The sequence below is a fragment of the Bradyrhizobium liaoningense genome (assembly GCF_018130825.1).
Lineage (GTDB): Bacteria > Pseudomonadota > Alphaproteobacteria > Rhizobiales > Xanthobacteraceae > Bradyrhizobium > Bradyrhizobium liaoningense_B.
The window spans coordinates 64,455-89,727 of sequence record NZ_JAFCJS010000006.1; the positions used below are offsets into that span (position 1 = coordinate 64,455).

Annotated in this window: 19 protein-coding genes and 1 tRNA gene; 14 read left to right on the forward strand and 6 right to left on the reverse strand. The window is 64.2% G+C overall.

The window, feature by feature from the left end; all coding sequences use genetic code 11:
- Window positions 1-43 precede the first annotated feature (43 nt).
- Window positions 44-118, forward strand: a tRNA-Gln gene (locus tag JQ603_RS25175).
- Between the two features lie 35 nt (window positions 119-153).
- On the opposite strand, the gene JQ603_RS25180 is transcribed toward JQ603_RS25175, so the two are convergent.
- From JQ603_RS25180 to JQ603_RS25190, 3 genes are all read right to left on the reverse strand, one after another.
- Window positions 154-2,118, reverse strand: a complete 1,965-nt coding sequence (locus JQ603_RS25180) for a sigma-54-dependent Fis family transcriptional regulator (RefSeq protein WP_212343374.1) — start codon at window positions 2,116-2,118, stop codon at window positions 154-156.
- A gap of 187 nt (window positions 2,119-2,305) precedes the next feature.
- Window positions 2,306-3,499 carry a serine hydrolase domain-containing protein gene (locus JQ603_RS25185; RefSeq protein ID WP_212343375.1) on the reverse strand — a complete coding sequence of 398 codons (1,194 nt, stop codon included), beginning with the start codon at window positions 3,497-3,499 and terminating at the stop codon, window positions 2,306-2,308.
- A gap of 77 nt (window positions 3,500-3,576) precedes the next feature.
- Window positions 3,577-5,208: a flavin-containing monooxygenase gene (locus tag JQ603_RS25190; RefSeq protein ID WP_212343376.1), complete on the reverse strand. Its 1,632-nt coding sequence runs from the start codon at window positions 5,206-5,208 to the stop codon at window positions 3,577-3,579.
- Between the two features lie 290 nt (window positions 5,209-5,498).
- Here JQ603_RS25190 and JQ603_RS25195 point away from each other — a divergent pair, with 290 nt between their 5' ends.
- The 4 genes from JQ603_RS25195 (at window position 5,499) to JQ603_RS25210 (ending at window position 10,141) form a co-directional block, all read left to right on the forward strand.
- A complete protein-coding gene (locus JQ603_RS25195) occupies window positions 5,499-6,554 on the forward strand; it encodes a LacI family DNA-binding transcriptional regulator (protein ID WP_212343377.1) in 1,056 nt (351 codons plus the stop codon).
- Between the two features lie 198 nt (window positions 6,555-6,752).
- Entirely contained in the window at window positions 6,753-8,111 is a 1,359-nt protein-coding gene (locus JQ603_RS25200) for an ABC transporter substrate-binding protein (protein ID WP_212343378.1), read from the forward strand.
- Between the two features lie 108 nt (window positions 8,112-8,219).
- Window positions 8,220-9,137, forward strand: coding sequence for a ribokinase (locus tag JQ603_RS25205; RefSeq protein ID WP_349630758.1), 918 nt, complete (start codon window positions 8,220-8,222; stop codon window positions 9,135-9,137).
- Window positions 9,138-9,208: 71 nt separating this feature from the next.
- Window positions 9,209-10,141 (forward strand): dihydrodipicolinate synthase family protein, encoded by a 933-nt coding sequence (locus JQ603_RS25210; protein WP_212343379.1) that lies wholly within the window; start codon window positions 9,209-9,211, stop codon window positions 10,139-10,141.
- A gap of 48 nt (window positions 10,142-10,189) precedes the next feature.
- On the opposite strand, the gene JQ603_RS25215 is transcribed toward JQ603_RS25210, so the two are convergent.
- Window positions 10,190-11,773, reverse strand: coding sequence for a winged helix-turn-helix domain-containing tetratricopeptide repeat protein (locus JQ603_RS25215; protein WP_212343380.1), 1,584 nt, complete (start codon window positions 11,771-11,773; stop codon window positions 10,190-10,192).
- A 114-nt stretch (window positions 11,774-11,887) separates the two neighbouring features.
- Between JQ603_RS25215 and JQ603_RS25220 the strand changes: the two genes are divergently transcribed.
- Window positions 11,888-13,279, forward strand: a complete 1,392-nt coding sequence (locus JQ603_RS25220; RefSeq protein WP_212343381.1) for an FAD-binding oxidoreductase — start codon at window positions 11,888-11,890, stop codon at window positions 13,277-13,279.
- A 185-nt stretch (window positions 13,280-13,464) separates the two neighbouring features.
- Here JQ603_RS25220 and JQ603_RS25225 read toward each other — a convergent pair whose 3' ends face one another.
- On the reverse strand, window positions 13,465-14,715 hold the full coding sequence (locus tag JQ603_RS25225; protein ID WP_212343382.1) for an MFS transporter: 1,251 nt from the start codon (window positions 14,713-14,715) through the stop codon (window positions 13,465-13,467).
- 89 nt (window positions 14,716-14,804) lie between these two features.
- Window positions 14,805-16,157: a glycosyltransferase gene (locus JQ603_RS25230; protein WP_212343383.1), complete on the reverse strand. Its 1,353-nt coding sequence runs from the start codon at window positions 16,155-16,157 to the stop codon at window positions 14,805-14,807.
- A gap of 366 nt (window positions 16,158-16,523) precedes the next feature.
- Between JQ603_RS25230 and JQ603_RS25235 the strand changes: the two genes are divergently transcribed.
- The 8 genes from JQ603_RS25235 (at window position 16,524) to JQ603_RS25270 (ending at window position 25,193) form a co-directional block, all read left to right on the forward strand.
- Window positions 16,524-17,474, forward strand: coding sequence for a c-type cytochrome (locus tag JQ603_RS25235; RefSeq protein ID WP_245003845.1), 951 nt, complete (start codon window positions 16,524-16,526; stop codon window positions 17,472-17,474).
- Window positions 17,475-17,903: 429 nt separating this feature from the next.
- A complete protein-coding gene (locus JQ603_RS25240) occupies window positions 17,904-18,629 on the forward strand; it encodes a response regulator (RefSeq protein ID WP_212343385.1) in 726 nt (241 codons plus the stop codon).
- 184 nt (window positions 18,630-18,813) lie between these two features.
- Window positions 18,814-19,425, forward strand: coding sequence for a DUF1127 domain-containing protein (locus tag JQ603_RS25245; protein WP_212343386.1), 612 nt, complete (start codon window positions 18,814-18,816; stop codon window positions 19,423-19,425).
- 288 nt (window positions 19,426-19,713) lie between these two features.
- A complete protein-coding gene (locus JQ603_RS25250) occupies window positions 19,714-20,613 on the forward strand; it encodes a cytochrome-c peroxidase (RefSeq protein ID WP_349630759.1) in 900 nt (299 codons plus the stop codon).
- Complete coding sequence (locus tag JQ603_RS25255) at window positions 20,610-23,111, forward strand: two-component system VirA-like sensor kinase (RefSeq protein WP_212343387.1); 2,502 nt, start codon at window positions 20,610-20,612, stop codon at window positions 23,109-23,111. Before JQ603_RS25250 ends, JQ603_RS25255 begins: the two co-directional genes overlap by 4 nt.
- Window positions 23,112-23,230: 119 nt before the next feature.
- A complete protein-coding gene (locus JQ603_RS25260) occupies window positions 23,231-23,521 on the forward strand; it encodes a hypothetical protein (protein WP_212343388.1) in 291 nt (96 codons plus the stop codon).
- 216 nt (window positions 23,522-23,737) lie between these two features.
- Window positions 23,738-24,034, forward strand: coding sequence for a hypothetical protein (locus tag JQ603_RS25265; protein ID WP_212343389.1), 297 nt, complete (start codon window positions 23,738-23,740; stop codon window positions 24,032-24,034).
- A gap of 415 nt (window positions 24,035-24,449) precedes the next feature.
- The gene (locus tag JQ603_RS25270) at window positions 24,450-25,193 is read left to right on the forward strand and encodes a class I SAM-dependent methyltransferase (protein ID WP_212343390.1); all 744 of its coding nucleotides are present in this window, start codon (window positions 24,450-24,452) and stop codon (window positions 25,191-25,193) included.
- The last annotated feature ends 80 nt before the right edge of the window (window positions 25,194-25,273 follow it).

The window sequence follows — 25,273 nt, forward strand, 5'->3', positions numbered from 1 at the left end:
AATCTGCGGTAGCCGGTTCTTCCGCCGTCCCAAGGTCGCCTGTTGGGGCGTAGCCAAGCGGTAAGGCAGCGGATTTTGATTCCGCCATTCGGAGGTTCGATCCCTCCCGCCCCAGCCAGAGCCTAAGCCGCTGAGTTCGCTATATAAACAGCTCTAACGAGAAGACCTTGCCGAGCCCGGGTCGAAGCGAATGTCATAACGATGCAGCTTCGCATAGACGGTGCTCTTGGCAAGACCGAGCGCGGAGGCGGTGGCTGTCACGTTGCCGTTGCACGACCGCAGCGTACGCGAGATCAAGTCACGTTCCGAAGACTCGGCAAGCGACAGACCCGGATCGCGCTCGCCCGGCGTTTCTGATCCCCGGATGGTCTCGGGCAGGTCAGAAGGTTCGATCAGCTCGCCGTTGCCGGTCAGCATGACACTCTCGACCAGGTTGCGCAGCTCGCGGACGTTGCCGGGCCAGTCATGACGCTGCAGCCTCGCAATCGTCTCCGGCGCAAAACGGCGATCGGAAAGACCATAGCGCGCGGTTGCCTGGGCGACGAAATGATCGATCAGCAGCGGAATGTCCTCGCAGCGCTCGCGGAGCGGCGGGATGTCGACGGGGACGACGGCGAGCCGATAAAACAGGTCCTTGCGGAAGCGCTGGGCCTCCACCTCCGCCTGCAGATTACGGTTGGTCGCGACGACGAGGCGGAAGTCGACCTTGCGCACCGCGGTCTCGCCGATCCTGGAGATCTCGCCGTTCTCGAGCGCGCGCAGCAACATGGGCTGGAGGTCGAGCGGCAATTCGCCGATCTCGTCCAGGAACAGCGTGCCGCGCCCGGCGGCTTCGATCTTTCCGGCCATGCCTCCGCGCCTCGCGCCGGTGAACGCGCCGTCGACATAGCCGAACAGTTCGCTGGCGAGCAGCTCGCGCGAGGCGCAGCCGCAATTGACGGCGATGAACGGGCCGTTACGGCGCGGTGAAGCCGCATGGATTCCGTGCGCGAACACCTCCTTGCCGACGCCGGTCTCGCCAAGCAGCAGGACCGGAGCGGCGGACTTGCCGACGCGGCGGCACTTCTCGACCACACTGTGCATCTTCGGGCTGCTGTAGACGGTGTCGGCAAAGGCTTCGCCGCGCGCAGATGACACGAGCTTGCCAGATGCCGCCGGCTTCGGCGCCACCATCACGGTGCCGAGGTGCTCGCCCTGGTGCACCACCGCCTTCAGCCATTCCTCCTTGATCCACGCCGGACGCGAGGTGCCACAGAGCTGATCATCGCGGCTGCCGAGCAGGGGAAATCCGGACTGGCCTCCCGGCGCGCCGAGATCGCGCATGATCTGCGACATCTCTCCGCTGGCCTTGAACGGACGTCCGGCGCTGTCGAACAGCACGGCGTGATGCCGATCCGAAGGCGGCAGCATCCAGAAGCACTGGTCGAGCAGCCGGTAGCGGGCGTCCAGCTCCATCTGCAGCAACTGAGCCTCGATGCGCGCCGCCGCCGAAATCGCCAGCGCGAGTGCCGGCCGCCCATAGGACGAAGACAATCCGGAGATATCGATGACGCCGATCACGGCGCCGTCGATGGGATCGCGGATGACAGAGGCCGAGCAAGTCCAGCGATGGATGCCGGAGCAGAAATGCTCCGTGGCATGCACCTGGATCGGCTGCCCTGTTTCGAGCGCGGTGCCGATCGCGTTGGTGCCGCAGGTCGTCTCGCTCCAGTTGCTGCCGGGCAGCAGATGCGTTTTTTCGACGGCATCGCGCAGCGCGAGCTTGGTGTCACCCTCGAGACGCAACACGACGCCGTCGACATCGGTCAGCACCATCACGGTGCCGGTTTCCAGCATGTAGTCGCGCGCCAGCGCCATCGTCGAAGCGCCGGCCTGGACAAGACGGCTGCGCTTGTCGAGCAGGCGCTGCAACCTGTCATCCCTGATCGGCATCGGAGCCTGGCCACGCCGATAGTCGACCGCCGATTGCTGGCAGCGCTGCCAGGAATCGGTGATCGCCGATCGCACGACCTGCTGACGCGCGCTGCTGCTTCCGGAGAGGAAGCGTTCCCAGCTCGTCAGAACGTCGCGTTCGATACCTGGAGTGGCGAAAGCATCCTCTGGCGTCTGCCCCAACACGTTCCCTCCTTTGACGCGCTGAGTGGTCCAAATCTGCCGGACCCCGAGCTTTATCTCCCGATTGTGAAGCCATCCATGGAAACACGCAACCGGGTACCCCGACCTCGGTGCTATCAGGCTCGCCTCCGACCGCACTGCAAAAGGGTGAGATCGGAGGCGAGTTAAAGGCCTCAAGCCGCAAAGAAATTTACGCCGCCTTGCGTTGGCTCAGGCTGTCGTAGAACGCGGTTTCGAAACGCATGTAGCCGGTGAACGAGGCCACGTCGGCAAAGGGCAGGATCTGGGTTGCCCAATAGCCGCCAAAACCGTTCTGACGGTCGATCCAGTAGAACAGGTTTGCCAGCCCCGCCCAGCCGAGCGCGCCGGCCGGCCGTCCGGTCGGCGCCTTCTCGTCATTGACCATGAAGGTGAACGCCCAGGATTTCGACAGGCCGGGGAAGAACTCCGCATCGTTCGAGAGCGACTTGATGACGCCCGGCAGCGCCGTCACCTTGAGATCGCCGAGTTGGTTCTTCTCGGCCATCGCGACCGTCTCCGGCTTCAAGACCCGGCCGTGCGGGCCGTTTCCGTCGTTCAGCCACATCCGAATGAAGCGCATGTAGTCGCCGACCGTGCTGTAAAGGCCGTGGCCTCCCATATGAACCTCGGGATTGGCAGGCAGTTCGAAGTCCATCGGGGTCAGCGAGCCGTCGGCGTTGCGCGCGTGCACGCCGGCAAGCTTGCTGCGCACCGCGTCGTTGATCTCGAACGTCGTGTTGGCCATGCCGAGCGGCTTGAAGATGCGATCAGTGAAGACCTCGCCAAGCCGCTTGCCGGTGATGCCCTCGACAACCTGGCCGACCCAATCGATGTTCGTTCCATACTCCCACTTCGAGCCGGGATCGAACAGCAGCGGGGTCATGATGGCGGCCTTGGACGAGGTGATCACGCTCGGCTGTCCGTGATCGGTCGCCAGGCGCAGATAGTTCTCGTTGAAAAAGTCGTAGCCGAACCCGCCGGTGTGCAGCAGCAGCATGCGCGTGGTCACGTCGCGCTTCGGGGCGCGAAGCCGGGGCTGCCCCTTGGCATCGAAGCCGTCGATCACCTGCAGCTTGCCGATGTCGGGTGCGTATTTCCTTGCGGGGGCGTCGAGGTCGAGCTTGCCTTCCTCGATCAGTTGCAGTGCGGCCGTGCCGGTGATCGCCTTGGTCGTCGAGAAGATGGCAAAGCTGGAGTCGGTTGTCATCGGTGCCGACTGATCGGTGCGCCGCTTGCCGAGGGCGCCCTCGTAGATGTTGCCGGTGCGATCGGTCACCATCGCCACCACGCCCGGGACGCCCTGGCCGGTCGTGACGGTCTCATGGAGAATGGCGTCGGCTGATGCCTTGAAGTCCTTGGTCATGTGTTCCTCCGAATTGTTGTGTGATGCGGGATGCAGGGCCGCGCGTAGCCAAAATGGTTGCGCGGCCCCGTGTGTCGTTACTGCTTGGCAAAGCCGGGATAGGCCGAGGCGGCGACCTCATCGCACTTCTGGCGATAGGTTCCGACGCCGCCGATATAGGAGAGCAGGCGGCGCGGCTTGCCGTCGACGTTGGAGCCCATGTACCAGGAGTGCGTCTTGGTCACGAGAGTGGTGTTCGCGACCTCGTCGTGATGCGCGACCCAGGCATCCTGCGTATCCTTGGTCGGCTCGATGACCTTCAGATGGTTCTTCCTGAGATAAGCGATGCAATCGCTGATCCACTCGACCTGCTGCTGCAGGCACGTCGTCATGTTGCAGAGCGCCGTCGACGGCGCCAGCGGCGCGCCTGTCGTGAACAGGTTCGGGTAGCCGTGGACCTGCAGCCCCATCGTGGTCCTGATGTCGCGGCTCCACTCGTCTTTGAGCGAACGTCCGTCGCGGCCACGGATGTCGATGCGGGTCAGCGCACCGGAGCCGGCATCGAAGCCGGTGGCCAGGATGATCACATCGAGCCCGTACGACGTTCCGTCGGTGAGCTCGATGCCCTGCGGCGTGATCCGCTTGATCGGGTTGTTCTTGACGCTGACCAGCTCGACATTCGCCTGGTGGAACGCCTCCAGGTAATTGGTCTCGAGCGGAACCCGATGCGTGCCGAAGCCGTAGTCGGCCGGGATCAGCGCCTCGCACAGCTTGGGGTCCCTCAGGCGCGCGCGCATCTTCTTGCGCACGAACTCTGAGATCTCTTCGCTGACCTCTTCCTCGAAGAACATCTCGACGAATGAGGCGAGCCACAGCCGCAGCGAGCCTTCATCCCAGATCTTTTCCAGAACTGCGTGACGCTGCTCCGGGCTGAGATCCTTCCAGCTGCCGTTGGTGAAGTCGTATTCGAAGCCGGTGAACGAATGGGGCAGGACCTTGCGGAATTCCTCGAACCGCGCCTTGTAGGCCTCGACCTCCTTCGGCCCGTATTTCGGGTTCTTCATCGGGATGATGTATTGCGGCGTGCGCACGAACACCTTCAGGCTGCCGACCTCGCTGGCGATGGTCTGGATGACCTGGATGCCGGTGGCGCCATTGCCGACCACGGCGACGCGCTTGCCGGCGAGGTCGAGCTTCTCCTTCGGATAGCGGCCGGTATGGACGAGCGTGCCCTTGAACGTCTCCTGTCCGGGAAAGACCGACGTCAGCGGCGCCGACAGCATGCCGGTGCAGGTGATCAGGAATTGGGTGTCGATGGTGTCACCCGTGTCGGTCGTGATGGTCCAGCGCTGCGTCGCCTCGTTGAAGACTGCGCTGGCAACCGTCGTTGAGAAGCGGATGTCCTTGCGCAGGTCGAGCTTGTCGGCGACGTAGTTGAGCCACTTCTCGATCTCCGGCTGGCCGGGGAAGCGCTCGCTCCAGCTCCAGCCCTTGTAGAGCTCCTCCGAGAACAGGTACTGGTAGATATAGGCCTCGGAGTCGAAGCGGGCGCCCGGATAGCGATTCCAGTACCAGGTGCCGCCGACGCCGGTGGCCGTATCGACGGCCTTGACCTTGAGGCCCAGTTCGTCGCGCAGCTTGTAGAGCTGGTAAAGGCCGGCCACCCCTGTGCCAATCACGACCGCGTCCAGGCTTTCGTGGTTGCGCGCGCCATTTGTCTTCTCACTCATGCATTCCCTCCCATGTCAGAACCTGTTCTCCTCCCCACCGCGAGGCGCGAGAGATGGAAGCTGGGGAACGCAGATTGCGTGCCAGATCGGGTTTCTGGCTTAAGCGCTTGCAGTGATTGAGTTGGTAGTCGCGATATCTGTGCCGCATCCGTTCGAAATTCGAACGGGATGAGCTTGGCTGGACCGGATTTCGATCGGCTGTTCTTGCCCGCGCAGATTTTCGTTGAGGGCCGCCATGGTCACCAATACCATGGCAAAGCACTGATCAATCGCATTCAACCGTGGCCGGGATGACAGCTGGTTCAAAGAGAGCGCGCGGCGGCAGCGGCCGTGTCAAGCTCGAGGAAGTTGCCCGCAAGGCCAATGTCTCGACCGCGACCGTTTCGCGTGCATTCAACGAGCCAGAGAAGGTCTCCGAAGAGGTCAGGCAGCGGGTCAAGGAGGCCGCACGCGCCCTGAACTGGATTCCGAATGCTGCCGGAAGGGCGCTTGCCTCGCGCAGGACGCATATCGCCGGGGCCATCATACCGACGCTTGATAACGAAATATTTGCCCACCAGATCGGCGGCATGCAGAGCGTCTTCAGCGAACGCGGCTTCACGCTGTTCCTGGGCTGCTCGAACTATGATCCGGACGAAGGCTTGAAGCAGGCCGAAGCCATGCTTGCACGAGGCGTGGAAGCGCTTGCCGTAGTCGGTGAAAATCATCCCCCCGAGCTGTTCGATGCGCTCAATTCGCGCGGCATTCCTTACGTCGTGACATACTCCTACAACAAGCTGTCGCCGCATCCGTGCATCGGATTCGACAATCGCGCCGCCTTCAGTCGCATGACCGAGCATCTGCTGTCGCTCGGCCACCGCCGGTTTGCGGCGATCTTTCAACCTGACACCAACAACGACCGCGTGAAGGCGAGGCTTCGCGGCATCAGCGAAGCGCTCGCCGCCGCCGGGCTGGAAATGGCCGCGCAGGATCTGATGATGGGGCCCTCGACGCTGGAGTTCGGCGCGGCAAGTTTTGCGAAATTGATGACGCAGGCGGTGCGGTCCCGGCCGACGGCGATCGTTTGCGGCAATGACAATCTGGCACTCGGTGCGCTGATGGCCGCGCGGGAATGCGGCCTGGAAGCGCCCAGGGATTTCTCGATTACCGGCTTCGACGATCTTGCGATTTCATCGCGCTTTTCTCCCGGGCTCACGACGATGAAGGTCGACAATCAGCAGATCGGCGTGCTCGCGGCCAACGAGCTCCTCGCCGTCATCGCAGGCCGGCAGGGCCGGGCGCAATCCCGGGAAGTCATGCCTGTTCTGAAAATCCGCGAAAGCGCCGGCGAGGCCAGGGGCCGCTGATCCCGCAAAGATAACGGACGCCCGTTCAAGAGCGCGCAAGGTCCGCCCGCACGGGAGCCGCTTGACAGTAGATATGTAAGCGCTTACATGAGCCCGTTTCAAGAACCATGAAAGCAACCGGCGGGCTCCTCGCCGGGATGGGACGGAGAGGAAACGACGATGCGGAATAGCCTTTTGCGGTGGGCCAGAAACTGTTCGATGGCGGTTTCTCTGCTCTTGCCGGTGATGGGAACGGCGAGCTCTGCTGCCGCCGAGGAGAAGCTCGTCGTCTGGTGGAACAAGGGCTACTACAAGGCCGAGGAAGACGCGCTGCTCGACGTCATCAAGAAGTTCGAGGCCAAGACCGGGGTCAAGGTCGAGCTGTCGCAATATGCGACGCAGGACATGATGCCGAAGCTGGTGGCTGCGCTCGATGCCGGCAGTCCGCCCGACGTCACCTATGCGGACACCTATCATTTCCAGGGCGCCGGCAAGTGGGCGTCCGAAGGCAAGCTGGTCGATCTCGGCTCGGTCCTCGCGCCGATCAAGGGCGAGTTCTCCCCGCAGTCGCTCGAAACGGTCATGCTGTACAACGACAAGACCAAGGCGAAGGCCTATTACGCCTTCCCGCTGAAGCAGGCGACGCTGCATCTGCACTATTGGAAGGACATGCTCGAGGAGGGAGGTCTCAAGGAGACCGACATCCCGAAGGACTGGAAGGGCTTCTGGTCGTTCTGGTGCGACAAGGCGCAGCCGGCGGTGCGCAAGGCATCCGGCAAGCGCATCTACGGCATCGGCCATCCCATGGGCGTCGACGCCACCGACAGCTTCATCTCGTTCCTGGTGTTCATGGACGCCTACAACGTCGTGCTCGTTGACGACAACGGCAAGCTCCTGGTCGACGATCCCAAGGTGAAGGCGGGTCTCGTCGCCGCCATGAAGGACTACGTCGAGATCGCCGCGAAAGGCTGCACGCCGCAGTCGGCGACGAGCTGGAAGGACCCCGACAACAACGTCGCCTTCCACAACAAGACGACGATCATGACGCACAATTCGACGGTCTCGCTCCCCGGCAAATGGCTGGACGATTCCAGCAACGAGACGCTCACCGCCGAACAGCGCGACGAGGCGAAGAAGAACTATTACGAGCGCATCCGCACCATGGTCTGGCCTAACAAGCCGGATGGCACGCCGGTCCACACTCGCGGGTCCGTGGTGGTCGGCCTGATCTTCGAGCAGGCCAAGAACAAGGATCGCGCCAAGGAGTTCGTCTCGTTCCTGCTGCGCGATGAAAATCTCCAGCCCTATATCGAAGGCGCGCTCGGCCGCTGGTTCCCAGTCAAGACCGCGGCACAGAAATCCGCCTTCTGGGACGGCGACGTGCATCGCCGCGCCGTGCGCGACCAGTTCTTCGCCGGCGTCGGCGGCTACGAGATGAGCAAGAACTACAAGTTCACCACTCTCAACAACGAGAACGTCTGGATGAAGGCCGTGAACGCCATCGTCACCAACAAGGTGCCGGTCGAAAAGGCCGTCGACGACATGATCGTGCGCATCAAGGAAGTGGCCGGCAACTGATCGCCACTCGCGACTGTTACGCTCACGCGTCGCAAGGCGCGTGAGCGGTTCGAGATCACCGTGTTTGAGATCACCGTACCTGCAGGCGAAGCTACGTGGAGATCGTGCATGTCTCTGATCACCGTCTTCGGCTCCATCAATGTCGACCTCGTCGCGGGTGTCGACGCAATTGCCAGACCCGGCGAGACAGTGCTCGCGACCGGCTACGTGACGCTCTGCGGCGGGAAGGGCGCCAACCAGGCGGTCGCCGCCGCGCGCGTGTCGCCGCAGGGGCGGGTGGCCATGGTCGGCCGGATCGGACGTGATGGGTTCGGCCGGCTCTGCGTGGACAACCTCGCGGCCAACGGGGTCATCGTCGACCGCGTCGCGACAGGCACCGAGCCGACCGGGTGTGCCTTCATCACCGTCAGTGCCGACGGCGAGAATGCCATTACGGTCGCGAGCGGTGCCAATGGATATCTCACGGCGGACGCGATACCGGCGGCCGAACTTTCCTCGACGACGACGACCCTCGTCCTTCAGATGGAGGTCCCGCTTCAGGCCTCGCTCAGCGCTGCGCGCGCCGTCCGCAAGGCGGGAGGTCGCGTGATCTGGAATCTCGCGCCCGTGCCGGAGCGGCTCAGCACGGACGATCTGCGTTCGCTTCTTGCCGTGACCAGCGTTCTCGTCGTGAACGAGCACGAGGCCCGTGTTGCTGCGCTGCGGCTCGGCTGGAGCGGCGAAAGTTTTGAGGAGGCCGCCGCCCTGCTCGCGACCACCGGCGGCGTGACCTGCATCGTGACCGCGGGACCGTTGGGTGCGCGCGCGTTTCATCCGGATGGCACGCGCCTCGCCGTTTCGGCCGAGCGGATCATCCCGATCGACACGACCGGGGCGGGCGACACGTTCGTCGGCATCCTGGCGGCAGGACTCGACGAGGAGCGTGGCTGGAATGAAGTGCTTGCCCGCGCGTGCCGCGGCGCCTCGCTGGCCTGCCTTGCACATGGCGCACAGCGCGGCATGCCCACTGCCGAGGCCCTCTCGTGAGGACCTGCGCGCGTATCCCTTTGCGACGGGCTCTCGCCTGTCATCGATTTCAACGTTGTTGGAGCTGACTTGTGACTGCAACCATCAAAGGCATCATTCCGGTGATGCTGACGCCGTTCACCGAAGCGAACGCGATCGACTATGCGGGCCTGGAAAACCTCATCGAATGGTACATTGCCAATGGCGCCGATGCGCTGTTCGCCGTGGCCCAGTCGAGCGAGATGCAGTTCCTGAACCTCGATGAGCGCATCGCGCTGGCGCGTTTCGTCGCCCGAACGGCAGCCGGCAGGGTGCCCGTCATTGCCTCGGGCCACGTCAGTGAATCGCGCGAGGATCAGGTGACCGAGCTGACCTCCATCGCCAAAACCGGCGTGGACGGACTGGTCCTGGTGACGAACCGGTTCGATCCGAAGGGGCAGGGCGGCGCCGTCTTCATGGACAATCTGCGCCATCTGCTCGGCGCGCTCCCCGCCGGCCTTCCTCTCGGTCTCTACGAATGCCCCGCGCCGTTCCGCCGGCTCCTATCCGACGACGAACTGGCGTTCTGTGCCGAGAGCGGACGGTTCGCGATTCTCAAGGATGTGTCCTGCGACCTCGACACCGTGAAGCGCCGCGTGACGCTGACGAAAAACTCCTCGCTCGCGATCGTCAACGCCAATGCGGCGATCGCCTTTGACGCCATGAGAAGCGGATCCGCCGGCTTCACCGGCGTGTTCACGAACTTCCACCCCGATCTCTACAAATGGCTGTTGACCGACAGCTCGCGGCATCCGGCGCTGGCCGACGATCTCTCCGTCTACCTCGCGCTCGCGGCCATGGCCGAGCCGATGGGCTATCCCAAGCTCGCAAAACTGTACCATCAGAGGCTCGGCACGTTCGCATGCGTCCACAGCCGGGCCGTCGACTTCGACATCCGCGAGCGGTTCTGGGCGCTCGACGCGCTGCTCGACAAGATCATGCAGGGTCAGGCGAGCTTCCGTGCGAGGATTGCGGCCGCGGGCTGATCAGAAACGATGTGATCGGTGGCTCGACCGTTTTTGCCGCTTCGGCCGCTATGCGAAATCGGCGAGCTCGCCACTCAGGCCGGCCTTGCGTAAGCCGTCGAGGAAATGGTCGCGGTCGGTGGGATCTCTGTACCTGGCGGCGCGTATCCGGGCGAGTTCGAGCGTGTTGACCGGCAGCGCCTCGCCACGCTCGCTCAATTCCAGACCTCGCTCTCGAATGAATGCACGCACCTCGATGTCCGCCTCACTCAGTCGATCGGTTTGCGCGTAGCACGCCGCAAGCAGCGCGTGGGACCAGCGATCACTCGATCGCGCTTCCCTGAGCACCTTGATCGCCTGTTCGTAGTCGCGCGCCGAATAGAGCGCCAGCGCGTGATACCAATGGTAGATGTTGGGTGGAAACGGGTTGAGCTGCTTGGCCGATCTGATCCATGTGAGCGCTTCCCGCCAATGTCCCCAGTAGACCAGGATATTGGCAAACGCGGCGGCGACGTCGGCATCGTTCGGGTTGAGTGCCAGAGCCCGCTTGAAGTGAGTTTCGGCCTCCTGGTCACGGTTCTGCAGGAAAAGAAGCTGGGCGAAGACGCCGTGCGACCAGGCATCATTCTCATCGAGGTCGAGCGCGATCTCGACCGCGCGACGCGCGTCATCCAGCGAAGGCGCGGCGGGTGATTCCAGAAACGCGGCGCAGACGATCGTCCAGGCGATATTGGCGTGAGCGCGTGCATACGCTGGATCGAACTCCACGGCTCTTGTGAAGCAACCCTTCGCCTCATCCATACTTGTTACGGTCAACTGACGCCATCGCTCGTTCCCCAACAAGACGAGATCGTAGGCCGTGATGTTCGAGGTCTGCTTGCCTCTTGCGATCTCGCGGCCCGCGTTCTCGACACGGCCGGGTAGCGCCGAGACGATCCTGCCGACGATCTCGTCCTGGATGGCGAATATGTCTTCGATCTCGCGGTCGTAGCGCTCCGTCCAAAGGGTGAAGCCGCTCACGGCATCCAGAAGCTGGACGGTCACCCGCACCCGTTTTTCGATCCGGCGTGCGCTCCCTTCCACCAGATATCGTACGCCGAGCTGGCGGCCGATCTCTCTGATGTCGGACGTCCTGGCGCGGTAGACGAAGCTGGAATGGCGGGCCACGACGAAGAGCGACCGGAAACGCGACAATTCCGTAATCACGTCTTCCGTGACTCCGTCGGAAAAGTAGTCCTGAGCCGGATCGCCGCTCAAGTTCGAAAACGGCAGCACGGCGATCGATGGCTTTTCGGAGGGAGTAGACGGGAGCAACGTTTGCCGGCTGCCATCGAACAGGGCTGCGGCTGGCGGGCCGACGTAACGGTAACCGCGGCGCGGCAGGGTCTCGATCCAACTGCTGCCGCCTTCGACGTCTGCAAACGTCCGGCGCAGCGCCGCTATCTGTACGGTCAGATTACTTTCCTCGACGGCGAGTCCCGGCCAGGCCGCTTCCATCAGCGCGTCCTTGGCGACCGGCTTTCCAGCCTGCTCCAGCAGCAGCCGAAGCAGTGCGATCGCGCGTCCGCCGAGAGCAACCGGCTCGGCGTCGCGAAACAGCGTGCCGGCGTCTGTCTCGAGACGAAAGGGACCAAAATCGTAGATCGTCGCCATGGCCTAGAGACACCATTTTTGGCGAAATTTGCAACTTTTTCCGATCGGATTCAGGAAACGATCCGGCGCTCCGTGAGACCATGGCATGGGCAGTGGCGGCGAGGAGCAAATCGGATGGAGCAGCGGCAGCCAGACGACGACTTGATGGGCAAATCGGACTCCGAACCCTGGTCCGCCCCACAGGCGCGGCTCAAGGGCAAGGTGGTCTTCAAGGGGGACGCCGGCTACGACGAGGCGCGCAAGGTCTGGAATGGCGCCATCGACAAGAAGCCGGCCGTGATCGTCTACTGCGCGGATGCGCAGGATGTGGTCGAGGCCGTGTCGTTCGCGAGATCCCGCACGTTCCCGGTGGCCGTTCGCAGCGGAGGCCACAATGTCGCTGGCCTCTCGGTCTGTGACGACGGCATGGTCATCGACCTGTCGCGGATGAAGCGCATCGAGGTCGATCCGGTCCGTCGCACCGCGCGCGCAGAGGCAGGCCTCGATCTCGGCGAGTTCGATCGTGCCACGCAGGCGCACGGTCTGGCGACCACCATGGGAGTCAACAGCGATACCGGCATCGCCGGGCTCACGCTCGGCGGCGGCTTCGGCAAGCTCGGGCGAAAATACGGACTGACCTGCGACAACCTGATTGCCGCCGAAGTGGTGACGGCCGATGGAAAGATCCTGAGGGCCAGCGCGACCGAACACCCCGACCTGTTCTGGGGCCTTCGAGGCGGCGGCGGCAACTTCGGCATCGTGACTGCGTTCGAATACCGACTCCATTCCATCGGTACCTCATTGCTCGTTGCGTCGGCGCTTCATCCTTTCGATCAGGCGCGCGAGGCCATGCGGTTCTACGATGAATTCGCCCGCAACGCTGCCGACGAGGTCAACGTCGATGCTGCCCTCGTGACGCTTCCGTCGGGAGATCGATACTTCAGCATCTCCGGCTGCTATGTCGGCTCGCATCATGACGGCGAGCAAGCGCTTTCACCGATCATCAAGTTCGGCTCGCCCGTCGAGACCCGCCTCGCAAGCGTTCCCTATCTCGAGATTCAGTCGGGCGGCGATGCCCTGTTTCCGCGGGGACGCCGCTACTACTGGAAGGCGCAGTTCCTGCGCGAGGTCCGTGCGGGTGCGATCGACGCGCTGCTCGACGCCTATGCGAGCGCGCCGAACACGTCGTCGCTATTGGTCTTCCAGCACGTCGGCGGCGCAATTGCGCGCGTTCCGGCATCCGACTCGCCCTACGCAAACCGCGATGCAGCGTTCGACTGCTTCCCGGTCGCGATCTGGGATGATCCGGCCGACGACGACGCGAACATGCATTGGGCGCGCGAACTGTGGAGCGCGGTCAGGCCCTATTCGACCGGCGGCGTCTACGCGAACAATCTCGGCGAGGAGGGCGAGGATCGTGTTCGCGACGCCTATGGCGAGAACTATCCGCGCTTGGCCGCGCTCAAGACCAAGTATGATCCGACCAATTTCTTCCGCCTGAACCAGAATATCAAGCCGACGGCGTAGTTCATGGCATCGGGGAGAAGCCAAATGCGAAGCCCGCTGGCCATCCTTGCTGCTCTGTCCGTCGCGCGTGCTCACGGCGGCAGATGCGCCCGATCGGGGTGCATTGCCGCAGCAAGTTGAGAGGGGTTGCGGGGAGCAGACCGGGACCTGCCGGCAGCGGGTATGCGCCGACGACCGCCTGCGCCTCAGGATCCCGTGGGGCTCCGGATCGCCGTGCCGGCATCGATCGCCCGCGACTGCAAACGACGGTCGGCGGGACGCGCGACGAGAAGATAAAGGCCCAAAGCGAGGAGCGACGACGCAGCCATGACCGCCGTCATCGACAGCGCGGTCCGTCCGTCGAAACGCGCCGCCACCAGTCCGCTCGATACCGCACCTGCGATCAGTTGAACGCTCCCGGCAGCCGCGCTGACGGCGCCGGCGATGTCGGGGAGGTGCTGCATCGTCGCGCTCATCACGTTCGGCACGCTCAGTCCGAAGCCGAGCGCCACCGCCATCAAGAGCACGACGACGAGCGCCGTGGGCATCCAGCCGGCCGACGTCATCGCGAGCAGGGCGACGCTGGCCGCCGACGACAGCGTCAGCCCGGTCGCGAGCATGTGGCTGGAGGATATCCCGCGCCGGCCGAGCTGGCCGTCGACGAAGGCGCCGGCCATCACGGACGCCGAGCAGGCACTGAAGATCAGTCCGTATTGCGCGGGCGAGAGCCCGACGGCGCCGACGAAGAACAGCGATGCGCCCGTGACGTAGGCAAACACCGTCGCGCCGCCCGCGGCGCCGACCAGGATGAAAGGCAACGAAACCGGATGCGTCAGCACTCGGCGGTAGCTGTCGGTCACGGCGGACGGGATCAGGCGTGCGGAAGGTGCGATCGTCGCGGTCTCGGCGAAGCGAAACATCACCACCACCAGCAGCATCGCGCCGATCGCGGTCTGGGCCGCATAGATCGATCGCCAGCCGGCCGCCGCCAGCAGGGCGGCGCCGGCCGTCGGCGCGATGACGGTCGCGACGTTGACCGCGACCATGACGTTGGCGATCTTGCCGCGTGCGGCGTCGCCGTCGAACAGATCGCGGATGATGGCGAAGGTCGTGGCCGTCGCCGCAGCGCCGATTCCCTGGAAGAAGCGGCACACGAGCAGAAGCGGCAGCGAGGTGGCAAGCGCACAACTGATGCTGGCGGCGATGAACAGCGCGAGGCCGAATGCCAGGACCGGCTTGCGGCCGAGGCGGTCGGAGACCGGTCCGTAGATCAGCGGCGCCGTGGCGAGGCTGAGCATGAAGGCGCTCATCGTCAGGCCGACGTCCGAGGCGCTCGCGCCCAGCGTGGCCCCGGTGGCTGCCAGTGCCGGCAGGTTGATGTCGATGCCGGAATACGGCACGGCCGCGAGAGCGCCGAGCAGCACCGTGAATGCGAAGGAGTGCGGTTCGATCCGCATGGACGACTATCCGAAGGCGTGTGGCGAAGTTTCACGAGGCGCTGGAGCGCAGTCGCGCCGCGCTCCATCATTCCATCAGGCGGCGGCGATCAGGCGCGCCGGCCGGCACGCCGCCCCTGGCTCGCCGCAACTGCGCGCAGGCGTGAGACCTCGGTCTCGTCGGTCACGAGTTCGCCGATGATCCGGACAATCTCCGCGCGCGTATCGATCTCGGCGAATTCGTCCGCGATCTGCGTCGCGCGCAGCTGATAGCGCGGCTGATCGAGCACCGCTCGCACCGCATTGCGTATGGCTTCCGGCGTCGGCTCGTTGGTTTCGAGGTCGATGCCGACGCCGGACCATGCAACCCGCGCGTTGACGTCGGCCTTGTCCTCGGTCAATCCCGCGGTGACCAGCGGAATGCCGAAGCTCATGGCCTGGTTGACGCTGCCATAGCCGCCATTGGTGACGAGCACGTCGACGTTCGGCAGCAGCCATTCGAACGGCAGATAGCGGGCGAGACGCGCGTTCGACGGGACCTTGCCGGGAATGGCGTCGACCGGACGGCCGCCTGCGGTCGCGATCACTATGATGTCGGGCTCGTCGGCAAGCGCTGCCAGCGTCGGGGCGACCAGCAGGTTGAAATTGTGGTTGGCCACCGTTCCCTGCGTCACCAGAACGATCTTGCGTGTACCGTCGAGCTCCTCGGCCCATGACGGCGGCGGAACCTGGTTGGCAATGATCGGAGGCGTGCCGACGAAATGCACCGAAGACGGCATCTCGCGGGGGAATTCGAAGCTCGGCACGGACAATTGCAGATAGGCATCCGCGAGCGCGACCACCGAATGGAACAGCGGCATCGATATCGGCCCGACGCCGAGGGACTTGAGGGCCCGGTTCAGGCGCAGCGACACCGGCTGATCGACCGCCGCATCGAACTCCCGGGCCTTGGCGGCATATTGATCGCGCTGCTCGATGGTCTTTGCCGGCGGCAGGCCGAGGAAATTCGGCGCGCCGTCCTCGCGCGCCCAATGCAGGAACGAGGTCCCGCAGAGCGCGATCGGCGGCCGCTGCGAGCGCGGTCCGAGCAGCATCGGCAGCACGCCGAACAGCATGTCGTCGCCGACGATGATGTCGGCCGGAAACTGCCGCAGCGCCTGCAGCAGTCCCTGGTGTTGCGCCGGAATGGCGTCGACGAAGATGCGCTCCAACGCCACGCGGAACCACTCGAGCCCCGGTGGGATGGATTTCAGTTCCGGGACCAGCGAGAAGACGTCGTTCGGATCGAGGTCCGCGCCCTCCGGCAGGGGAAAGAATTTGACGCCGCTGGCCTCGACGCGGGCACGAAAGGCGGTGCCCGTCATGAAGGCAACTTCGTGGCCCTCGGCGACCAGGATCTGCGTGATCGCCAGCATCGGATTGAGATGACCCGTCGCAGGCGTCGAAGCGATAAGAATCTTCATGGGAGATGACCTCTTGATGATCGATGCTCGGTCGCCAACAGGGCGGCCGCTCGATTGAGCAGAGGCAATTGAGGGGATCGTCGTTACACCAAGGCTTCCGATGACCGCCAAATGGTTACGCCGGAAACGCAACGTGGCGCTGCCGGGGCCGGCCGTACGGGCGGCGATGATGTCCGCGCCCGAGAATTACAATTGTAACGCGAGCGCCGGGCGATGAAACGGGACGGTAACGGCACGCTCGTAAGCCGCCGGTGCGCCGGTGGGCGGGCCGCAGATATTGAGCGGCCGTTTCAGCCGCAGGCGGTGATTGACGACAGGCATATTTGCGCAGGCTTCGACCCCGCGCAGAATTCGTTGAGGAAGGCCATGCAGAATATCGTCGCCCTGGCTGCGATCGTTACTCTGATCGCGCTTCTGGTCTGGTCCGGCGCGTGCGCCCTGCGGGCCAGGCATCCTCTCGTGAAATGGTGCGGCCTGCTTCTGGCGGCAATGCCGGCCATTGCGCTGTCCGGCGTGAGCGCGCTGATGGCCGCCGGCATCGTCAAGCAGCATTCGCGCTCCGCACCGGTCCCCGATCTCGAGGTCGAGGCCACGCCGGAGCGGATTGCGCGTGGCAGGGCGGTCGCCGACAGCTTCTGCGCCGGATGTCACTCGAGCAGCGGCGTGCTCTCGGGTGGCGGCGACGTCGGCAGGGATCTCCCGCTTCCCATCGGCTCCTTCGTGCCCGCGAATTTGACTCCCGCCGGAGCCTTGAAGCACTGGTCCGACGGCGAGATCTTTCGCGCCATTCGCAATGGCGTCGACGCGCGCGGACGATGGCTCGCGATCATGTCCTTCACGAATGCCGGCCGGCTCAGTGACGAGGACACCAAGGCCGTGATCGCCTATATCCGCAGCTTGCCCGCCACCGGCGAGCAGACGCCGGAGCCTCCGGATCGCTTCAGCCTGCTGGGCCTTGCGATGCTGGGCGCGGGACTGTTGCCGGACGCCAAGCCGGTGTTCACCGGTGTGATCATCGCGCCGCCGAAGGGGCCGACAGCCCGTTACGGCAGGTACTTGCTGTCCTATCAGGACTGCCGCGAATGTCACGGCAAGGATCTCGCAGGCGGCGTGCCCGGACAGTTGCCGCCGCTCGGGCCCGACCTCGGTGTCGTCAAGGAGTGGAGCCAGGCGCAGTTCATCGCCACCATGCGTACGGGCTTCGATCCGAGCGGACATCGGCTCGGCGAGCAAATGCCGTGGCGGCCAATCGGGCGGATGGACGACGACGAGCTCGCTGCGATCTACCAGTATCTTCTGGGTCTGCCCCGTTCCTGATGCATCCCCGCGAATGATCCGTGCGGCCGCTCCCGCCCGGCCGCACGTTCGCGACTTAGGTGCACGCTGAACACGCGAGCGCATGGCGCGCCGCTGCAGGCGACGCTGCGCCTCGGGAAAATGCAAGCGGTCACATCGCCGCCAGCGACGCGGCCCGTCGTCATCGCCGAACAGTCCCTTCGTCGCCGGCGAACATTCAAGCAGGCGGGGACACTGGAATCGCTTAAAAGTAGCATTAGCTAGGATCACAATGCTTCACGTCTGCGATATCCAACGCACTTGGCCGCAGAAATACCGGGTTACAGCGTCATCAACGCGTTACGGACGCCGTCGCGCACAGCGAGGTTTTGGCAGTCCCCTGTACTATTCGAGTGATTGCAAATCTTAGGACGCGACTCTGTTGGTGACGGCAGATTTTGAGAGAGAAGTATGCTTGCAGATGTTGGCCACATCGTCGTCGTCGACGACGATCCCACCTTGCGACAGATGGTGATCAGATATCTGGAGGAGCACAATGTCCCGACCAGGGCGGCGTCCAGCAGGTCTGAACTGAACCACTATCTCGAAGCCAGTCAGCCCAGCCTGATCATTCTCGACCTTCGCCTCGGTCAGGAGGACGGTCTCGACCTGCTGCGGGAAATCCGTTCGCATTCCGACGTGCCCGTCATCATCACGACCGGTCATCGCCCGGATGAGATCGATCGCATCGTCGGCCTCGAGCTCGGCGCCGACGACTACATCATCAAGCCGTTCTCCTTGCGGGAATTGCTGGCGCGTGTCCGGGCGGTGTTGCGGCGACAGGAGATGGGCCGGGCCGCGCGCGCCCGCGATCCCGAGCGCGGAGGCTATCGCTTCGGCGGATGGAAGCTGGAACGCCGCGGCCGCAAGCTCATCGATCCCAGCGAAACGCCGGTCCCGCTCAGCAAGGGGGAGTATGCCCTGTTGCTGGCCTTCCTCGAGGCGCCGCAACGCCCGCTGACCCGCGAGCATCTGCTTCAGGCGACCCGTATCCATGAGGACATCTTCGATCGCAGCATCGACGTTCAGGTGCTGCGGCTGCGGCGCAAGCTGGAGGCCGATCCGAGTGCGCCGCGCGTCATCCAGACCGAGCGCGGCGTCGGCTATGTCTTCGCGGTTCCCGTAGAACCGTTCTAGAGCATGATCCACGCCCGGAGGATCGCACTGGCGCAAAGCGTGCAGCGGCTTTCCGAAAAGGTCATGCTCAAACAGAAACGCGGCCGCGGGATTGCAACTGTAACCCCTTTGCCGATGACGGTGATTTCGGTGTAACGCCCGGCCTGCACATTGCCTCCCACCAACAGCGTGTGGGAGATTTACGATGAAGACGCATTCTCGCAATGTGATCCGTTCCGTTCGACCGGATGACGCAGAGCCCGACGGGGCGCGGGTCGCCTGGTCCGATGGCCGCGGCGTTGCCCGTCTCGCCCGCACCGCGAGGCTGGACCAGGTGGAGACTGGTTCGGACCTCTCGCGGCAAGCTGCGGCGCCGGACCGGGAGGTCAGCGTGATCCGGTCGGTGGTCTTTGCCTTCATGGAAGGGTTTGCTCTCTATGGCGCCGCATTGCATCCGTCCGCAGCCATGCCGGTTCATGCGATCCTGGCGGCGCGGCGGGATTGGGAGCCGTACCCGGACGCGGGCGAGCCGGCGAAGCCGATGCAGAACGGCGATGGCCGCGGAACCCTGAGCACCGAAAACATCGTCAAACTCGATCGCCTCCTGCCGCGCGACATGCAGCCGGAGCGGCGCTGGAGCTGGCTGCGCTCAGCCGGTGAAACGCTGACGCTTCTGCTGTCGCATGTGCGCCGGGAGCGCGAGATCAGGAGGGCCGTTGCGGCCTTGGCGGAACTCGACGACCGGACACTGCGCGATCTCGGAATCCGCAGCCGTTCGGAGATCGAGTGGACGGTGAGGTACTGTCATGATTGCTGACGTGATCTACCTTGCCATCGCCGGGCTGGACGTGTGCCACGCTGCGTGCCGTTCGATGATCTCGGGCGACCTCAGGGGCGGCATGTTCGGCCTCTGTGCTCTCGTCTGGTGGTGGCCGCGTTCACGACATCATCGCGCTTCGATCAAAAGCCCTTGAGCGGCCGCCGTCGCTTCCACTTCCACCCCATATCACTGACAGTGCAACTATTGACTGGATTTCGCGGAGCCGGGCCAGGCGCCGGCTATCGGGGCGGAGTAATCGCCATCTGCGCGGTGTTGCTGTGCTGCGTGGAGGTGACGCCCGCGCCGTCGCAGTCGCCGCCGGCACCGGTGCCGGCACTGGACCGCGGGGAGCCGATCACGCCGATTCCGCCGGCTCCCACCGTCGATCCACTGAAGGCGGCACTTGGCGAGAGGCTGTTTGGCGATCGCCGGCTCTCGCATGACAATTCCCGCACCTGCCAATATTGCCACGATGTCGCGACCAGCGGTGCGAGCCAGAGGCGGCACGATGTCGATCTCGACGGGGTGGAGCTCGCGCTCAACACGCCCACCGTCTTCAATTCGACGCTCAGCTTTCGCTTCAGCTGGGAAGGAAAATTCCGCACCGTCGAGGCTGACATCAAGGCATCGCTGGAAAGCCCGCACACGATGGGCAGCAGCGCGGCGGAGATCTCCGCAAAGCTCGATGCCGATCCCGACATGCGCGATCGTTTCGTCGCGGCCTATGGCCGGCGCCCGGACGGCGGCGACGTCGTCGACGCGCTCGCAAGCTATCAGCGCACGCTGCTCACGCCCGGCAGCAGGTTCGATCGCTGGCTGGAGGGCGACGACGCAGCCCTGTCGGCCGAGGAGCTGGACGGCTACCGCCTGTTCAAGTCGCTGGGCTGCTCGGCCTGTCACCAGGGCGTCAACGTCGGCGGCAATCTGTTCGAGCGGCACGGCATATTCCACCCGCTGGCGTCGCCCGAGCCGAAGATCCTGCGCGTGCCCAGCCTGCGCAACGTCGCGACGACGGCCCCCTATTTTCATGATGGCAGCGCGCCGACGCTGGAGGACGCGGTTCGCAAGATGGCGTTGGCGCAGTTGAATGCGACGCTGACGGACCGGCAGGCCAGGGCGCTCGTCGCCTTCCTCAACAGCTTGACCGGGACCTATCGCGGCACGCCCGTCGGGGGCTCGCCATGAAATCAGCTCCCGCGGTGGTCAGTGTCGCGTTCGTGCTCGCGCTTCTCACCTGGCTCTTGTTGAACGGGCTGAACGTCAATTCGGCGCGTTACGACAGCCAGCTTGAGGCGCTCGGGGATTTCACCCGGTTCGAGCGCGGGATGACCAGGGAAGTCCTCACCGCGCGCGCCGGCTTGTCGCGCAATTATGACGCGCTGGTGCAGATGGTGAATGCCTATGACGATGCCCTGACGCGGTTGCGCGACACGGCGGGCCTCGACGTCGAGCAGGCGAGGGCCATCGACGTCCTGTCGGCGCGGGCCGACCGGCAGGAGAGCCTGATCGAGCGGTTCAAGAGCAGGAATGCGTTGCTGCAGAACTCCTTTGCCTATTTCGGCCTGTTCAGCGACAAGCTGGCCGAGTCGGACTCCCGGCCGCTGGTGACGGCCGCCTCCGCGCTGGCGGCCGGCATGCTGCGCCTGACGCTCGACACCTCGGATGCCGCTGCGCGCCAGGTCGAGGACCGCCTGGAGGAGCTGGCGCAACTGCAGGCGCCGGCGGCGGAGAAGGATTCGGTCCGGGCGCTGCTGACCCACGGACAGATGCTGCATGACCTGCTGCCCGATATCGACACCATCCTGAAGGCGCTGGTCGCCGATTCCAACAACCGCGAGCAGGATGCCATGCTGGCGGTCATCCTGAAACGACAGCACGCCGCGCGCGCCTCGGCGCGCAAGACGCGTTTGCTGCAATACATCACCTCCCTGCTGCTGCTCTCCGGCATCATCTATTTCGGAATGCTGCTCCGTAAACGGGCCATGGCGCTGCGCCGCCGCGCCGCGTTCGAGCACGTGATCGCCAACATCTCGATGCTGTTCATCAATTCGAACAGCGAGCGGATCGCCGCGGATGTCGAGATGGCGCTTCACGAGCTTGCCGGATGCATCGGCGCGGACCGCGCCTATTTCGCCTGCGTTGCCGGCACGACGGTGCATACCTATCGCTGGTCTCGCGAAGGCATCGAATTCGAGCAGGGCTGGCCGGAGCGGGCACTGGACTTCGCGCAGCGATTTGACGGCCGCGAGGACGGCATCGTCTATATTCCCCAGGTGAGTTGTCCGCACCCAAACGACACCATGAGCCTGCTCGCCGAAGCCGGCGTCAGCGGCTGGCTCTGCATCATGGCGGCCTCCGGAAGCCGCGACGGGATTCTCGGCTTCGATGCCGTGCATGGAGACGCGCTCACCTACTGGTCCGAGGTTTCGCTGTTTCGCATGGCCTTCGATGCGATTGGCAATGCGATCAGGCGGGCCCGGCTCGAGGGCGAGAAGGAGCGTCTCCAGGCGAGCCTGCAGCAGGCGCGCCGCATGGAGACCATCGGAACCTTTGCCAGCGGCATCGCCCACAACTTCAACAACATCGTTGGTGCAATTCTCGGCTACGCCGAAATGGCCGACGCGCGGATCCCCTCGGGAAGCCGGCCCGCCGCGAGCCTCGCCGAGATCCGCCGGGCCGGCGAGCGGGCGCGCGAGCTGGTCGAGCAGATTCTCAGCTTCGGCCGCCGCGGCGAGGGCCGGCGGGAGCGCGTGTGCGTCAAGACCCTGATCGACGAAACCAGGTCGCTGCTCGCCGCGTCACTGCCTTCGCATGTCAGGCTCGAGGTGAGCGAAACGGCCGAAGCTTCCGTCGTGACCGGGGAGCCGGCCCAGTTGCAGCAGGTCATCCTGAATCTGTGCAACAACGCCGCGCAGGCGATGAAGGAGCCCGGCCGCATCGAGCTCCGCATCAAGACATGCGATCTCGCAAGGCCGCTGCCGGTCGGGCGCAGCGAGGTCGGCCCTGGCCGCTTCATCGTCATTTCAGTCACCGATCCCGGTCCTGGCATGGATGAGGCGACGCTGGAGCGGATCTTCGAGCCGTTCTTCACCACCCGCTCGGAGGGCAACGGCCTTGGGCTCGCGACGGTGCGCGAGATCGTCGAGCAACATGGTGGCGCCGTCGCGGTGCGGAGCCGGCCGGACGCCGGCACGCGCTTCGACGTCTGGCTGCCATCGGGCGAGCCCGACGAGCCGCAGCTGCCTTCACACGGCTCCGATCCGGCGCTCCTTGGCGCCGGCGAAACCGTGCTCGTGATCGACACCGATCGCCGCCGCCTGTTGCGCTATGAGGAGATCCTCGCGGCGCTCGGCTACGAACCCGTCGGCTTCACCAGGCTGGCGGAAGCCATCGCCGCCTGCCGGGCCGCGCACGCCCGCTTCGACGCGGCGCTGGTGTGTCATCTGCCCGGAGGCTCCTCGCTCGATGTCGCGGCGGCGTTGCATGATGCCGCACCGGATCTGCCGATCATCCTGGCGGCGCCCTCGACGCGCGACCTGGCGATGCCCTCGCTCGAGACGTCGGGCATCACCGAGCTCGTTCATCATCCGCTGGTGTCGGCGGAGCTCGCCGGCGTGCTGGCGCGGAGCCTCGCCTCGTCCGCGACGGGCGGCAGATCCAGGCGAATAGCCGGAGTTTCCTGAAGCAGGCTCCGCAGGCTGTTTCAGCCGTAACGCGATCGCATCGCGGACGACATGGCCGGGTAGCCGGCATCTCCTATCAAGGCGCGGCTTCGCAATGTCACCGCGATAGGAGAAGAATGATGTCGATCAGACTTGGTGTGACCATCGTCGCAGCTACGGTGTTGCTCTGGCCGGTTTCGAGCCTCCGGGCGGGAGAAGGCGCGCGCGCCGGCGCCCGTTCGATGATCGTCCCGCCCGGCAGTCTCGCCCCGACAAGGTTCGCGGACCTGTTCCGGCAAGCTCCCGTCGGACACCGACAGCCGCGGCCCAGCGACATGTTCGCGCCTGTGCAGACCTCGCCCGTCGACGCCGAGCTGCGACGTCTCGACGAGGAGATCAATCGCAAGCTGATCATCTGTCGCGGCTGCTGATCATGCCGGAGGGCGGCGGGCACCCGGCCCGCCGCCCTCGCGTGCTAGGACGTGGACACGAGGTCTGCTTCCTGAAGGGGACTCGAACGGGGCCATGCAAGTGGCCAAGGCAGCCTTTGACCCATAGCGGACATGGCGCTTTGTGCTGTACGCTAGAGCTGGGCAGCGCGATAGGAAAGCCTATTACGCGATCATTGGCTTGGTCTGTGGATGCGGATGTATCGAGAGCTCTCTATCTGGAAGCGAATTGACGCCGAAAGAGCCGTTCACTTCAGATGCTTTGAGGACGTTGCTTCGCATCTTTTTTGCGTCCAAAGCGCCGACTTTTATGTCTTGCCAGTGACGGTCAACGCCCGCCGTGAGTTCGATCGCCAATTTGTCGAGCTTTTTATCGAAGTCGAGCCGATGGAACGCAGTCGATGGTTCGTCACTGTTGACCAGGCCATTGCTGCACATGAGGAGGAGTTCTTCTCGATGGGGCGCGATGTTGTCGAGCAGGAAAAGAAGAAGTGATGTGACGTCTGGAACTGGCCCGTGGCGGACCCTAGCTCGGAGCGCCGCGAGGTCTGCTTCCTGATGGTGACCTGAACAGGGCCATGCAAGCTGGCTAAGGCAGCCTTTGACCCTAAGCTGCCGTTGAAATCTGTCGGACTGTCTAGCGCGTCGGCGATCGCAGGGGGCGACGTTTATCCAGTAATCGCGTTCCGGCTCATCGTCCGCATTCGGCAATTAGCCCATATGCGAACCTGGTCGCGTCGCATCGGACGTCCGCTTCTAGGGGCAGAGCAGGCCTGTAAGGTCTGCAGGCCAAGGTCTCGCGAATGATGCCATAGCGATCCTCGTGGGTTGCAGACGTCGATAATACAGGTGACCTCTACTTGCGACTTCGATATGTTGCAGTTGCTGCCAGGTTGAGGGGAGTCCAGCCATGGCGACGTCAACTGCCGCCGGCTATTCGAGCAGAGTGAGCGAGTATGTCTCCGGGCGTCCCGAATATCCGGTGGCCTTGCTCTCTGACCTGCCGCAGTCCGACACGATCATCGATCTTGGCGCTGGCACCGGGAAATTTACTGAGCTGTTGGCACTGAGCGGAAAGCACATTCTGGCGGTGGAACCGATCGCTGAGATGGCTGCGCGCATTCCGGTCGATCGTCTGGCGGCAGTTGAAGTCCTTATCGGTAGTGCCGAGAGCATTCCGGCGCCTGATAGAGTTGCGGGTCTGGTTTGTTGCGCTACCGCCTTTCATTGGTTCGACTATGAAAAGGCGACACGGGAGATTTTTCGAGTTCTGAAGCCGAACGGCGCTCTCGCTTTGATCTGGAATGTGCGGGACGAGCGCGTACCCTGGGTCGCGGCGTTTTCTAGGATCATGGATGGCTATGCGAGTGATACACCGCGGCAGTCTACCGGCAAATGGCGCGTGATCTTCGACGATGCCCGCTTCCGCCACCTGGAGAGTAAAAGCTATCCATTCAGTCAATCTATGCCGCCCAGCGGAATCAGGGACCGCGCCCTGTCGACCAGCTTCATCGCTGTCTTGCCGAGTGAGGAACAGGACCGCGTTCTCACCGCGGTTGATAGCATCATCCAAAATGATCCCGCGCTGATCGGGCACCCCATCGTCGCGTTTCCTTACGTGACGGAGCTGCACCTATTCGTAAAACAGGGCTGACCGCAATACTCGGCCCGTCGGTCGTATCCCATTCACTTGCTGCGGTGCATGAAGTCCGCTTTTGGCCCTTAGCGGACATC